Genomic DNA, 327 nt, shown 5'->3' with positions numbered 1-327 from the left:
AGTTCCCGTACATATTTCAATAAATCCAGTGTATTCCTAGCAAATCTCGAAATCGACTTGACCAGAATCAGATCCAGTTTACCGTTTCGAGCATCCTGTATCATCCGATTAAAATGCGTTCTATTTTTGGTGTTGGTTCCACTGATGCCTTCATCGGCGTAAATATCAGCCATTTCCCATTCTAAGTTGTTTTGAATGTATTGAGTATAGTGATTCACCTGATTGGTATAGCTCTCCTTTTGCTCCTCGGAATCGGTACTAACTCGGCAATAGGCGGCGACTTTCTTCTTTTGAATAGATTGAATTCCCTCTACGATGTCCATCGTT

1 protein-coding gene is annotated in these 327 nt (G+C 40.7%); it reads right to left on the bottom strand.

Going from position 1 to position 327, the window contains the following annotated elements; all coding sequences use genetic code 11:
- Positions 1–327, bottom strand: a 327-nt coding sequence (locus L693_RS0119825; RefSeq protein WP_025719343.1) for a recombinase family protein, incomplete at both ends; no start/stop codon positions are given.

This window comes from Paenibacillus sp. 1-18 (assembly GCF_000520755.1).
GTDB lineage: Bacteria > Bacillota > Bacilli > Paenibacillales > Paenibacillaceae > Paenibacillus > Paenibacillus brasilensis.
The sequence above is the reverse complement of the archived record's forward strand: the minus strand, read 5'-3'. Positions and strand labels throughout refer to the sequence as shown.